A 13,424-nucleotide genomic window follows, 5' to 3' on the forward strand; every position below is an offset into this window, starting at 1 on the left:
CCCTAATTCACCAAAAATCTTTGGAGAAAAAACTGCTAACGTAAAGAAAGCAATACCTCCTATCAAAGAAAAAGTGGTCACTGTAGGGTTAGTAGCTCTAAGCTGATATGCTCCGTAAGATTTGTTACGTCCTTCGAAAACGATATCAAGCCAATCTTTTTTAAAGATATTTAATTTTGACATAATTTCTTTTATTTATCCTTAAGGACGTTTATTAATTCTCACCTAACATTTCAACTTCTTCTGGAGTAATGTCTACAATAGCATAGGTTCCTATGTTCGTGATAGCCATTTCGTCCAAAATATCGATTAAGTTGCTATAATTTGCTTTATCACTTGCTTTAATAATAACAATCAATCCTTTTTCTACGTCTTGAGAATAAGCTTTAGCTTGCTTATCTTTCTCAAGTAGGACTTTTCTTATTCCTTCTTTTCCATAAGAAGATTCTGTAGGTCCTTCAAGTGGTGTACCAGGCATCCCCATATACCACTTCATTTTATTATCACCTCCAATTAGAACAGTCATTGTACGATTCTCATCAACCTTAATTTTTTCCTCTTTAGGAATATCTTCAGATTTATCAGGCATCGCCAAGTTCATTGATTGAGGCTTATTCATTGATGTTGTCAACATAAAGAATGTAATCAATAAGAATGCTAAGTCAACCATCGCTGTTAAGTCAACTCCGGCATTTTGTTTCTTACTTCTTACTTTTTTATCCTTGTCGCCACCACCTGTATTTAATTCAGCCATTTACAGTATCTTTTTAATGATTAAAAATCTTCATTTCTCAAACCTGTAACCAAGAAAAACTTGTTTACTCTTTGCTCCTGAAGAATGTTCATAACTTTTTTAACTTGAGGGAATTCTTCTTCAGCATCCCCTTTGATAGCAACGTTTAAGACAAGTTCATTCTTTTCTTTGGCAACAAGACGTGCACATTGAACCCAATCTTTTAATTGGTTATTTAGTGAATCTGTAGGTATACCACTTTGTGATGCACTTTGTTTTGTACGAACATCAGCTGGCAAACTTAGAAAGCTTTTTAATTCATTCATTGGAGAACCGATTCCCTCCAAATATGAAAATGCTAGCTTCTCATCCTCACTAAAAGTAATATTGTAACGCTCACCCATTTTTTCAAGAGTAGCTTTACGATCTTCTTTTCCTAATACTCCAAAGAATACTTTACCTTCACCAAGTGTTACAGTAGCTAAGTTACTTTCAGGTAATTTAGTTTGAACTGTCGAATTTGGTGTATCTACTGGTAATGGCTCCGGAAGTTTAGCTGTAGAAGTTAATACGAAGAAAGTCAAAAGTAGGAAAGACACGTCACACATCGCGGTCATATCCACTCTCATACTTTTCTTTTTCATTTTACCTTTTGCCATTGATTAGATCTTTTGATTAAGTTTTGCCAAAGGCAAATCCCAATCTATTAATACTTTATTTAACTTAACCTTTAATTATTTTACTAACCCTTTGAATCTTCTGTAAGATTGAGTAATAGCAAAACCAGCTTCGTCAATAGAGTAAGTTAATCTATCAATTTTTGTAGTAAATGAGTTATACATTACGATTGCTAATGTAGAAGTACCAATACCTGTTGCAGTACATACTAACGCTTCAGAAATACCTGTTGCTAATGCAGCTGAGTCAGGAGTACCAGAAGTTGCTAAAGCAGAGAACGCTTTAATCATACCTGTTACTGTTCCTAATAATCCAACTAACGTACCAATAGATACTAATGTAGCTAATACAATCATATTTCTCTCTAACATTGGCATCTCTAATGTTGTAGCTTCCTCGATTTCTTTTTGAATAGCCTCAGTAGCTTCTTCACTACTAAAACCTTCTTTTTTCATCTCTTCGTATTTAATTAATCCAGCTTTTACAACGTTAGCAACTGACCCTTGTTGAGCGTCACATGCTTCCATAGCTTCGTTAATTCTACCAGCATTGATGCTTGCTTGAATTTCTTGTACGAATTTCCCAACATTTCCTTTTCCTGATGCTTTAGAAATCACAAAGAATCTCTCAATTGAGAAAACTACAGTCATTGTTAATAATCCAATTAACGCCGCTACTACAATTCCTCCTTTATAAACCATTCCCATGAAGTTTCCTGGAAGTGGGTGTCCATTTGGATCTCCATTCTCAAAGTTAGATGGAGCTCCCATTACATACTGCCAAATAACATATCCAAATAATATACATAGCACAACTGCTGCAGATGCAATTACTCTACTTGCTCCTGAACTAGAACTTTTTTTCTCAACTGATTCGTTTGATACGTTTGTCATCTTTTTAAAAATTTAATTCTTTTTTTTTCAATTATTACTTATTACTTTTTTCTCTTTTAGAACATATGAGAGTCGCAAATTTATGTTTTTAGATGAAATAAAAAAATTAAAAACAATATTTTTAAAATTAATCCATCTCATTTAACACTAATATAATTTAACAACCTCGTATTAAAAGAAAATGTTAAGCAAAGGTAAAGATAACAACTCTAAATGAAATAATCTACATAGATTTTTACATTACCTTTAAATTTAACATTTCGAAATTAAACAAAATATAATTTTTCTTTCTTTTATCTTTGTGCTAATGTATAAAATTTTTCACATTTCAACTTAAGTTATGACAAAAGAAAACTTCACCCAGACAATCAATAGTGGATATTCCTTTAAAGGAGATTTTATTACTATCGGTGCTGCCAAATTTAATGAGGAAATTCAGCCTAATCACTTCATCAATATTCCTCTTAAAACCATTAATAGACACGGACTTATCGCTGGAGCTACTGGTACGGGTAAAACCAAAACTATACAAGTATTATCTGAACAGTTATCTGCAAAAGGTATTCCAATTTTAATGATGGACATCAAAGGAGACTTCAGTGGAATTGCTCAAGCTGGTACAGAAAATGAATTTATTAAGAATAGACATTCGCAAATGAACCTAACTTTTGCTGCGAGTAGCTTTCCTGTCGAATTGATGACTATTTCTGAACAGAATGGAGTTCGACTAAGAGCAACCTTGACAGAGTTTGGTCCAATACTGTTTAGTAGAATCCTTGATTTAAATGAAACTCAAAGTGGAATTGTATCTCTAATATTCAAATATTGTGATGATAAAAAATTACCACTTTTAGATTTAAAAGATTTTAAAAAGACATTACAATTCCTTACAAATGAAGGAAAAGAAGAAATAGAAGCCGATTATGGTAGAATATCTGCTTCTTCTACGGGAGCTATTATTCGCAAACTAATCGAAATCGAACAGCAAGGAGGAGAACTTTTCTTTGGTGAACCCTCTTTTGATATTCAAGATTTAATGCGTGTAGATGACAGAGGCTTCGGTTATGTGAATATCTTAAGACTAACGGATATTCAAGACAAACCTAAGTTATTCTCTACTTTTATGCTTAATTTACTTGCACAAGTTTACTCGCAAATGCCAGAACAAGGGGATAGCGGACAACCCGAATTAGTAATTTTTATAGATGAAGCTCACTTGATCTTTAATGAGGCAAGCAAAACATTACTCAATCAAATTGAAACTATTATAAAGCTAATTCGCTCTAAAGGTATTGGTATCTATTTTATTACCCAAAATCCCACAGATATCCCGAATGGTGTTCTCTCTCAATTGGGCTTAAAAATCCAACATGCACTACGCGCTTTTACTGAAAAAGACAGAAAAGCAATCAAAACAGCATCTGAAAACTTCCCCTCTACTGATTTCTACAAAACAAATGAGATCATTACTCAATTGGGAACAGGTGATGCTTTAGTTACAGCACTAAACGAAAAAGGGATACCTACTCCCTTGGCAGTTTGCGCCATGAGAGCTCCAATGAGTAGAATGGATATATTGTCACAAGCTGAAATAGATGATATTATATCTAAATCTAAACTAACACCTAAATACAACGAATACTTTGACAGAGAAAGTGCTTATGAAATACTTACCGCCAAATTAGAGCAATTAGAAAGTGAAAAAGAGAACAACAAAACTCCTTCCAAGACATCTTCTACCAGTTCTAAGTCAGACAACAGCGATTTGACAAAAGGCATTCTAAAAGTTGTCACAAGTGCTACCTTCATTAGAGGCGCTTTTGGAATCCTAAACAAGATGATGAACAACAACAAGAAAAAGAAATAATAGCAAAAAAGAGAAGGTTCTTACCTTCTCTTTTTTTATAATCTTTTTAGTATTTCCTTTTCAATCGCTTCCGTATCCCAAATCAATGCAATTTCTTCAATTTGCATGATATCATCCATTATACTCTTTTGTTTGTCTCCTATTTCTAATGCTTTGAGATAACTATCATCACTAAAAGTAACCCTATCGTAAAGAGGTAGCCAAAGTTTAGGGTACTTCTTAGAAAAGTTCACTTCTATTTTCTTCCTCAACAAAAACATAGTATCTGCCGTGGACGCACTCATTTCTTCAAAGTTGCGATAAGACAACTCTGCTATAGCATCCCCATTGGGTTTTCGATTTTCCTGATAAGCCTTAAATACTTCCTTCCAATTGCGTTCAGTACAATTGTCAATAATTCGACTTAAAACATAAATATCTTCCAAACCTGCATTTAATCCCTGCCCATAAAACGGCACTACAGCATGAGCTGCATCTCCTATCAGGGCAACTTTACCTTCATATACCCAAGGAAAACATTTCATGGTAACCAATGAATTTACAGGATTTTCTTGATATAAAGCTAAGTAATCAGGAATTAACTCTTTCACCTCAGAAAAGAAGGTTTCAAAAAACACTTCAATTTCCTCAACGGACTGAATACTCTCAAAGGACACCTTTCCTTTATACGGTAGAAACAGCGTACAAGTAAATGAACCATCGGTATTAGCTAAAGCGATAAACATAAAATCCTTTCTCGGCCATATATGGAATAGATTTGGCGAAAGTTTGTGTTTTCCAGCAGCATCTGCAGGTATGATAAACTCTTTATACCCCAATTCCAAATAAGACTGCTGATATTCGAACATACTTTGTTTCTGCATCCTATGGCGAACGCGTGAATAAGCTCCATCGGCACCAAAAATAACATCGTATTTAATTGACGTCCACTTATCTCTCTCTTCCTTAGCAGTGTACAAAAGTCCTTGATCTAAATCCACATCCCAAATAGGCGTATCAAAACAGAACTCAACTCCAAATCGCTCTGCAATAGTAATTAACTCTTTATTGAGATTTCCCCTGGATATTGCCCAGATAGCAGAATCACCATTTACGCTATAAGGTTGAATACTCTGTTGTTTGTCTATGGTATGTATAGCACGACTATGCATGGGAATTGCCAATTGTTTGACTTCATCTTCTATACCAATTTCCCTAAGCGTTTTCCACCCTCTATCAGACATTGCCAAATTGATTGATCTACCTTTAAAATCCATATTGCGTATATCAATACTTTTATCATAGACCACAACATCAAAGCCTTTTTGCTTTAAACTAATTGCCAGTACCACTCCAACTAACCCACTTCCCACAACAGCTATACTATTCATTCCTTTATTTTATTTGTTTTGTTATTAAAATCTCGAAACATTGTTTGATACTCTTTCTCTAAAAAATCAAACTTTCTCTACCTTTAAGTACCCCCTAAATCACAAGCCTAATGAAGCACTTACTATGGACAGCAGCCACTATCTTACTATCTTTTTGGTATATTATGCACTTTATATTCAAAACGGATAGTATGTTTAAACAGATCTTTTTAATTGCAGCAATAAGTATTGCAATATATAATATAATCATCAATCCCTATCCTAAAAAATAAGAGTCCCTAAGGGACTCTTATTTTTTTATAAAACTTTACTATTTCTTAAACTCTATCTTCTGACCTACAGATAAACCTTGTGATTTAGCAAAAGCGCCACACATGTGAAACAGCAGCCTTGCACCTACATTACCATCCCAATCATCATCACCTGGAGCAACCTCTACTAAGTCCATTCCAATAATCTGCTTGTTAGATTCTGATAATCGAGTAATCATATAAGTCGCTTGTTCATAAGTTAACCCTCCTGGTACTGGTGTACCTGTATTAGGACAATACCATGCTAATAGAGCGTCAATATCAAAACTAACAGCTACTTTTTCAGGTAATGAAGCAATTATTTGATCACATTTATCTTTCCAGCTCATTCCTTCAAACTCATCTTTCTTCAAATCTGCATCAGTATGCACTAGCACTCTACCATCTGCTTCTACTACTGTTGCTACTTCTTGTTCACAGAAATCGCGAATACCTACTTGTACTATTGTTTTTACTTGAGGTAACTTTAAAGTATTGAACATAATAGACGCATGCGAATACGTAAACCCTTCATAAGCATCTCTTAAATCCATATGCGCATCAAAGTGTAAAATACCGAAAGAATCGTGATGTTTTGCTAATGCATTGTAATATCCCAATGGAGTACTGTGATCTCCTCCTAATAATACTACGCGTTTTCCTTTTGCCATCCAGTAAGATACTTTCTCTTCTACTTCTTTGTGAAATTTATCACACACGGCATTAATTGTATCTAAATCTTTTTGCAACTCTGGTAAGTTCGCAATGTTCTCACCATTCTCAAGTGCTTCAATGATTGGCTGAGCCATTTCTTTATACTTTGCACTATCTGTTGCCCAATGTTCTGGAGCTTCATCTATATAAATACCCAATTTCCATAAATCAGGATATTGTTGGTGTAATAAGTCTACTTGATAAGAAGCTTCTAATATAGCTTCTGGCCCTTCTGACGCCCCGGCTCCATAACTTACTGTAACTTCCCAAGGTACAGGAACTACAATTACCTCACTCTCATCTGCTGTGAATGGAAGCCCATAAATTGTTGCATCAGCTAATCCTGGTTGAGAAGGATCGAAATTAGCTATCTTTTGCTGTTTTGTTGACATCTATATAGTTATTATTTTTTGCAAATTTAAAATTATAATTCAATCTCTAAAACTCTGATTAAAACTATATTATTCGACTTGCTTTCTTTAAAATCTGTCCAAAATTAAAAACGTCTTCATAAGAAGTATAAAGTGGTACTGGAGCAAGTCTAACCACATTCGGTTCACGCCAATCTACAATAACTCCTTGTTCCATAAGGTATTTAAATAAGTTCTTACCCTTACCATGTAGAAAGACAGACACCTGACTTCCTCTTTCTGATGAATTTTGAGGTGTTATTACTTCATAGGAGGCTTGTTCTTCATTTGCAATATCTTGCAGTACAAATTCCAAATAAGCCGTTATCTTATCCCTTTTCTCTATCAAAGCCTTCATACCAACCTCAGCAAACATTTCTACAGAAGCTAAATAGGGTGCTAAACTTAAAATAGAAGGATTACTAATTTGCCATCCGTCAGCAGAGTGAATAGGATCAAAATCTTGTTCCATTAAAAATCGCTTCTCTTTATTGTGTCCCCACCATCCACCAAGGCGAACAATACTTTCATCGTCGTGATAGCGCTCGTGAACAAAACACCCTGAAGCACTTCCTGGTCCAGCATTCATATATTTATAACTACACCATGCTGCAAAGTCAACATTCCACTCGTGTAATTTCAATTCAATATTTCCCGCAGCATGTGCCAAATCCCAACCAACTTTTGCCCCCTGTTCTTGAGCAGAAGCAGTTATCTTTTCAATATCTAAGACTTGGCCAGTATAGTAATTTAGTCCGCCCATTAACACTAAAGCCAACTCCTCACCTGCTTCCTCAATAGCAGCTAAAATATCTTCTGTTCTGAAATTGTGTTCTCCCTTTCTTCGCTTCACCTCAATAATAGTCTCTTTTGGATCTAATCCATGTACCTTCACTTGAGATTGAATCATATATTGATCACTTGGAAATGCCTTTTCTTCACAGATGATTTTATAGCGTTGTGCTGTTGGCTTGTAAAAGGAAATCATCATCAAATGCAGATTTACAGTCAGTGTATTCATAACTGTAATTTCTTCTGGAAGGGCTCCAACAATTGCACTTAAAGGCTCACGAAATCTTTCGTGATAATCCCACCAAGGTTTATCAGCATAAAAATGCCCCTCAACGGCCAACTCTCCCCAGTCCTTCATTACCTCATTTACATATTCAACAGCTCTTTTGGGCTGTAATCCAAGCGAATTACCTGTAAAGTAAATAGCATCCTTTCCATTTACTTTTGGAAAGTTAAATTCGCTTCTGTACTTAGCAAGGGGATCTTTTTCATCCAAACTCTTGGCATAAGCAAGTATATTCTTAAAAGTCATGATATATAGAGTGTTTTCAATAACTATTAACTGTAAATTTAATCCTTTTTAAACAAACAAACTCCTAAATATAAGATAAAACCCTCCTTCGTATTTGACATAAAAAAAGCCTTTGAGAGACTCAAAGGCTTTTTAAATTATCATTTAATCTACTATAGGATCAACATTGCGTCTCCGTATGAATAGAATTTATATTTCTCTTTTACAGCTAAATCATAGGCTTTCATCATAAGATCATGACCACAAAAAGCAGAAATCATCATTAATAAAGTCGATTTAGGCATATGGAAGTTTGTCACCATACAGTTTGCAATACTAAAATCGTATGGAGGGAAAATAAATTTATTAGTCCAACCCACAAACGGATTTAATGTTTGATTAGAAGAAACTGAACTTTCTAATGCACGCATACAAGTTGTACCAATCGCACATACGCGTTTCTTATTAACTTTAGCTTCATTTACGATATCACAACATTCTTGATTGACAAACATCTCCTCAGAATCCATCTTATGTTTAGATAAATCCTCTACTTCAACTGGGTTGAATGTCCCTAAACCAATATGTAAAGTTACCTCAGCAAACTTAATTCCCTTAATTTCTAAACGCTTCATTAAGTGTTTAGAGAAGTGAAGACCTGCAGTCGGTGCAGCTACTGCCCCTTCTTCGGTCGCATATATTGTTTGGTATCTCTCTGCATCCTCTGGCACAACCTCGCGATTAATGTATTTAGGAATTGGCGTTTCTCCTAATTCTTGCAATTTAAATCTAAATTCTTCATAAGAACCATCATATAAAAAGCGCAGTGTTCTACCTCTTGAAGTCGTATTATCAATTACTTCTGCCACAAGAGAATCATCATCACCAAAATATAGTTTATTTCCAATACGTATTTTACGGGCTGGATCAACTAAAACATCCCATAAACGTTGTTCTGCATTTAACTCTCTCAATAAAAAAACCTCGATTCTTGCTCCAGTTTTTTCTTTATTACCATATAGACGTGCAGGAAAAACTTTCGTATTATTCAATACCATAACATCTCCTTCGTCAAAATAGTCGATTAAGTCTTTAAATAATTTATGTTCTATGTTTCCAGTTTTACGGTCCACCACCATTAAACGTGCCTCATCTCTGTTCTCAGATGGGAACTCTGCTAATAACTCAGCTGGCAAATCAAAATTAAAGTTTGATAACTTCATTGAATACGCTTTTAATATTTAATTACACAAAGACTTTTTGCTTTCGCAAAAGAATTTGCAAATATACAACCTCAACATAGGGGTTGTCAAGTATTTGCCCATATTTTTCTTTTATCCCTTATTGTTCTTGAACTTGAAAACCTAATTTCTGCAAATCATCCCAATAACTAATAAAAGATTTTGTTACCACTTCAGCCTCATTAATCATGAGATTGGTCTTTAGCGCCAATGGAGCAAACGCCAAAGCCATACGGTGATCTTGGTAAGTATCAATAGAAATATTTGGGCGAATCTCTTTTGAAGCTTCTAATGTTAAATTTTCATCATCAACCGAAATAGTAGCCCCTAATTTTGACAACTCTGTTTTTAGAGCTAATAATCGATCCGTTTCTTTAATTTTCAAAGTGTGCAAACCAGACATACGACAGTCAATCCCTAAGCCAAAACAAGTCACTGCAATTGTCTGTGCTAAATCTGGCGTTTCTATCAAATTAGCTTCGAAAGCTGTATTTACATGTTTGACCTTAGTAAGTTCTATTGTAGCGTCAGCTTGATATGAAGTGTTTACTCCTAACTGTTCATACAATAGTGCAACTTTGCTATCTCCTTGCAAACTCTCCTCCTTATAACTTGACAACTGAATCTTAGTTCCTATCTCAGACAAAGCAATCATAGAATAAAAATAAGATGCAGATGACCAATCAGATTCTACTACAAAGTTAGTTTCCACAATTTGCTCAATAGGATATACATGTATAACATTATCTTCAAAAAACACTTTTGCCCCCAATTTTCTGAGCAATTGCAGAGTCATCTCAATATATGGACGAGAAGTTACCTCACCGATCAAATGCAGTTCCATTCCCTTTTCAAGTTTGGTTCCAATCAGCAATAGTGCAGTAATATATTGACTACTCACATTTGCTGGAAGTGTTATTTTTCCACCTTCAGAAAGATGACCTTTGATTTTCAATGGGGGAAATCCCTCTTTATTTACATAGGTAATCTCAGCGTTCAATTGCCTTAATGCTTCTACTAAAACCCCTATAGGTCTTTCTTGCATTCGACTACTCCCCGTTAATACGACTTCACGAGTAGTACATAAAGAATAATACGCAGTCAAAAAACGCATCGTAGTACCTGCATGGTGAATATCAACAAGTTCTCCTTTAGATTCTAAGGCTTGTTCCATAGCTCGCACATCATCAGCATCAGATAAGTTACCTATCTGTAATTTGTCAAATAGCTGTTTTAAAATCAACAGGCGGTTACTCTCAGACTTACTACCTGAAATAAAGAGATGCTGATTCGTGGCTAATTGCGTTTGAGGAAGAAATACTTTCACGCTTTATATTTTATTTTAATTTTTCATTATTATGATGACGATCGTGATCCCTCTTTGTCTTCAAGTCCATTTTCTTATCAAATGCCTCTTGTAGATTCACACCAGTCTGATTTGCCAAACACAGTACAACAAAGACTACATCTGCTAATTCTTCACCTAAATCCTTATTTTTATCACTCTCTTTTTCAGATTGCTCACCATAACGTCTTGCAATAATTCGCGCAACTTCTCCTACTTCTTCCGTAAGCTGAGCCATATTAGTTAACTCGTTAAAATAGCGTACGCCGTGTTCTTTGATCCAACTATCTACAGCTTTTTGTGCATCTTGTATATTCATTATTTACTTTTTTTTAAAAATCTTATATTTCAACCATTTATCGTAGATAACCATTAGCACCATAAACACCAAGTATTTAAATGCAAAATTCATTAAACAGATTTCATCTCCTTTCAAGGCACATGAAACTTCATCTGTCATAACCCAAGTTAGGATTACAAATATTACGGTAAAGAAACTGTATTTTACTAATGTACTCATTATTCTTTATTTTGACTATCTATTACAATTGTGACTGGGCCATCATTCAGTAATTCTACTTTCATATCTGCCCCAAACTCACCTGTTTGTATTTTTTTTCCTAAATCACTTTCAAGTTTATTAATAAACTTTTCATACATCGGAATAGCAAAATCTGGTTTAGAAGCTCTGATATAAGAAGGTCTATTTCCTTTTTTAGTAGAAGCGTGCAGCGTAAACTGACTTACTAATAATACCTCCCCTTCTACTTCTTTTACAGATTTATTCATCACTCCATTTTCATCTTCAAAAATACGCAAATTCACAATCTTTCCTGATAGCCAATTAATATCTTCCTCAGTATCTACATCTTCTACTCCTACTAAAACAAGAAGCCCTTTGTCAATCTCTCCTATTTTATTTCCCTCTACGGTAACAGACGCTCTGGTCACACGCTGGATTACTACTTTCATTTTTTTATTTTAATCTATTACTTACAAACTTAAAAACTTTCTAAAGTTATACCTTATATTACCTTTATTTATTTTGATAACAAATGATTAAAAACACACTGTTTACAAACGGAGATTCCTGCCTACCTAATCGAATTACAAGCTACTTTCAAAAATTACATTAGGCTAAACCCTGTTTTTATAATATCTTAGAGGCTATCAAATTTTTTAGTAGAATCAACATAAAATTTACTTTAGTCTATGAAGTTAAAATCCATATTAGCGCTATTTGTAGTTAGTACAACTATCACATTTGCACAGACAAAACAAGTTCTAATTGAGAACGTCAGAATCCTGAATCACGAAACTGCCTCTCTAACAGAGCCAATGAATGTATTGGTTAATGGGCAAACGATAGAAAAAATTAGTCCTAAAACCATCTCTGTAAAAGGTAATGACGTTACTAAAATCAATGGTCAAGGCAAGACTCTTATGCCTGGGTTAATCGATGTACACGTACATATGGTATTTGGAGCGTTAACTATGGAGCAAATGATGTCGCCTACAGCTACTCCTGAAAGCTTGATGAAAGAGGTAGCTACTGGAGCACACAGTATGCTAATGCGTGGGTTTACAAGCGTGAGAGATGCTGGTGGACCAATATTCCCATTAAAAGCAGCTATTGATGCAGACAAGACTGCAGGTCCACGTATTTGGCCTTCAGGAGCTACGATCAGTCAGACTGCAGGACATGGAGACTTTAGAACTCCTAATGAGCGCTCAAGACGCTTCTTCGGAAAGCCTTCTCGTGCTGAAGAAATGGGGGCTACTTTTATAGCAGATGGACGTGATGAAGTACTTACTGCTACAAGAGAGAACCTACGCTTCGGGGCAAGTCAGATCAAAGTGATGGCAGGTGGAGGTACTTCTTCTGCTTATGACCCTATCGATGTGACACAATACACTTTTGACGAAATCAAAGCAGCTGTAGATGCTGCGGAAGATTGGGGTACTTATGTTATGGTACACGCCTATACACCCAGAGCTGTACAACGCGCTATCGAAGCAGGTGTAAAATCTATCGAACACGGTCAGATGTTGGATGAAGAAACCTTGAAAATCATGAAAGACAAAGGTATATGGCTAAGCTTACAGAACCTAATGGACAACAATGATAATATGGATGCCCAACGCAAAGAAAAACGCAAACCTGTATTAGAAGGTCAAGACAAAGTATGGCCATTAGCCAAACAATTAGGTGTCAAACTGGCTTGGGGAACTGACTTCTTATTCGAACCAGAATTAAATAAAGAACAAAACGAATATATCCTGCGTTTACAAAAATGGTTTACAAATGCTGAGATTCTAAAAATGGTGACGCAAGATAATGCCGAATTATTACAACTATCTGGCTTACGCAGCCCATATCCAGGAAAACTTGGGGTAGTAGAAGAAAATGCTTATGCAGACTTATTATTAGTCGATGGAAACCCACTTAAAGATTTATCACTTATTGCTAATCCTGAGAAGAATTTTATCGTGATTATCAAAGGTGGGAAAATCTATAAGAATACTACCTCTACTAAAAAATAAAAATTGTTTTACCATACATTGCAAGGACTGCCTAAT

At 35.1% G+C, this 13,424-nt stretch carries 14 protein-coding genes and 1 pseudogene; 3 read left to right on the forward strand and 12 right to left on the reverse strand.

Annotated elements, in window-relative coordinates; genetic code table 11:
- The 4 genes and pseudogenes from GOQ24_RS09140 to GOQ24_RS09155 form a co-directional block, all read right to left on the reverse strand.
- A pseudogene (locus GOQ24_RS09140) lies at positions 1 to 183 on the reverse strand (energy transducer TonB); the annotation flags it as partial.
- A 31-nt stretch (positions 184 to 214) separates the two neighbouring features.
- Positions 215 to 754 (reverse strand): ExbD/TolR family protein, encoded by a 540-nt coding sequence (locus GOQ24_RS09145; protein ID WP_155091094.1) that lies wholly within the window; start codon positions 752 to 754, stop codon positions 215 to 217.
- 20 nt (positions 755 to 774) lie between these two features.
- On the reverse strand, positions 775 to 1,392 hold the full coding sequence (locus GOQ24_RS09150; protein WP_155091095.1) for an ExbD/TolR family protein: 618 nt from the start codon (positions 1,390 to 1,392) through the stop codon (positions 775 to 777).
- Positions 1,393 to 1,467: 75 nt separating this feature from the next.
- A complete protein-coding gene (locus GOQ24_RS09155; RefSeq protein WP_155091096.1) occupies positions 1,468 to 2,304 on the reverse strand; it encodes a MotA/TolQ/ExbB proton channel family protein in 837 nt (278 codons plus the stop codon).
- Positions 2,305 to 2,644: 340 nt separating this feature from the next.
- Here GOQ24_RS09155 and GOQ24_RS09160 point away from each other — a divergent pair, with 340 nt between their 5' ends.
- On the forward strand, positions 2,645 to 4,171 hold the full coding sequence (locus GOQ24_RS09160) for a helicase HerA-like domain-containing protein (protein ID WP_155091097.1): 1,527 nt from the start codon (positions 2,645 to 2,647) through the stop codon (positions 4,169 to 4,171).
- 35 nt (positions 4,172 to 4,206) lie between these two features.
- On the opposite strand, the gene GOQ24_RS09165 is transcribed toward GOQ24_RS09160, so the two are convergent.
- Positions 4,207 to 5,541, reverse strand: a complete 1,335-nt coding sequence (locus tag GOQ24_RS09165) for an FAD-dependent oxidoreductase (RefSeq protein WP_160339530.1) — start codon at positions 5,539 to 5,541, stop codon at positions 4,207 to 4,209.
- A 110-nt stretch (positions 5,542 to 5,651) separates the two neighbouring features.
- On the opposite strand from GOQ24_RS09165, the gene GOQ24_RS09170 reads away from it, so the two are divergent.
- Complete coding sequence (locus GOQ24_RS09170) at positions 5,652 to 5,813, forward strand: hypothetical protein (RefSeq protein ID WP_155091099.1); 162 nt, start codon at positions 5,652 to 5,654, stop codon at positions 5,811 to 5,813.
- Between the two features lie 38 nt (positions 5,814 to 5,851).
- Here GOQ24_RS09170 and GOQ24_RS09175 read toward each other — a convergent pair whose 3' ends face one another.
- From GOQ24_RS09175 to dtd, 7 genes are all read right to left on the reverse strand, one after another.
- A complete protein-coding gene (locus tag GOQ24_RS09175) occupies positions 5,852 to 6,937 on the reverse strand; it encodes an agmatinase family protein (RefSeq protein ID WP_160339531.1) in 1,086 nt (361 codons plus the stop codon).
- A 64-nt stretch (positions 6,938 to 7,001) separates the two neighbouring features.
- Entirely contained in the window at positions 7,002 to 8,279 is a 1,278-nt protein-coding gene (gene kynU / locus GOQ24_RS09180; protein ID WP_160339532.1) for a kynureninase, read from the reverse strand.
- 152 nt (positions 8,280 to 8,431) lie between these two features.
- Entirely contained in the window at positions 8,432 to 9,481 is a 1,050-nt protein-coding gene (queA, locus tag GOQ24_RS09185; RefSeq protein ID WP_155091102.1) for a tRNA preQ1(34) S-adenosylmethionine ribosyltransferase-isomerase QueA, read from the reverse strand.
- A gap of 118 nt (positions 9,482 to 9,599) precedes the next feature.
- Positions 9,600 to 10,826, reverse strand: coding sequence for a 3-phosphoshikimate 1-carboxyvinyltransferase (locus GOQ24_RS09190; protein WP_160339533.1), 1,227 nt, complete (start codon positions 10,824 to 10,826; stop codon positions 9,600 to 9,602).
- Positions 10,827 to 10,836: 10 nt separating this feature from the next.
- Entirely contained in the window at positions 10,837 to 11,163 is a 327-nt protein-coding gene (locus tag GOQ24_RS09195; RefSeq protein WP_155091103.1) for a nucleotide pyrophosphohydrolase, read from the reverse strand.
- A 3-nt stretch (positions 11,164 to 11,166) separates the two neighbouring features.
- Positions 11,167 to 11,364, reverse strand: coding sequence for a hypothetical protein (locus GOQ24_RS09200; protein WP_155091104.1), 198 nt, complete (start codon positions 11,362 to 11,364; stop codon positions 11,167 to 11,169).
- Entirely contained in the window at positions 11,364 to 11,816 is a 453-nt protein-coding gene (gene dtd / locus GOQ24_RS09205; protein ID WP_160339534.1) for a D-aminoacyl-tRNA deacylase, read from the reverse strand. The genes GOQ24_RS09200 and dtd overlap by 1 nt, the downstream gene beginning before the upstream one ends.
- A gap of 240 nt (positions 11,817 to 12,056) precedes the next feature.
- Here dtd and GOQ24_RS09210 point away from each other — a divergent pair, with 240 nt between their 5' ends.
- Positions 12,057 to 13,388, forward strand: coding sequence for a metal-dependent hydrolase family protein (locus tag GOQ24_RS09210; RefSeq protein WP_155091106.1), 1,332 nt, complete (start codon positions 12,057 to 12,059; stop codon positions 13,386 to 13,388).
- Positions 13,389 to 13,424 lie beyond the last annotated feature (36 nt).

Source organism: Myroides sp. LoEW2-1 (assembly GCF_009767705.1).
Taxonomy (GTDB): Bacteria; Bacteroidota; Bacteroidia; order Flavobacteriales; family Flavobacteriaceae; genus Flavobacterium; species Flavobacterium album_A.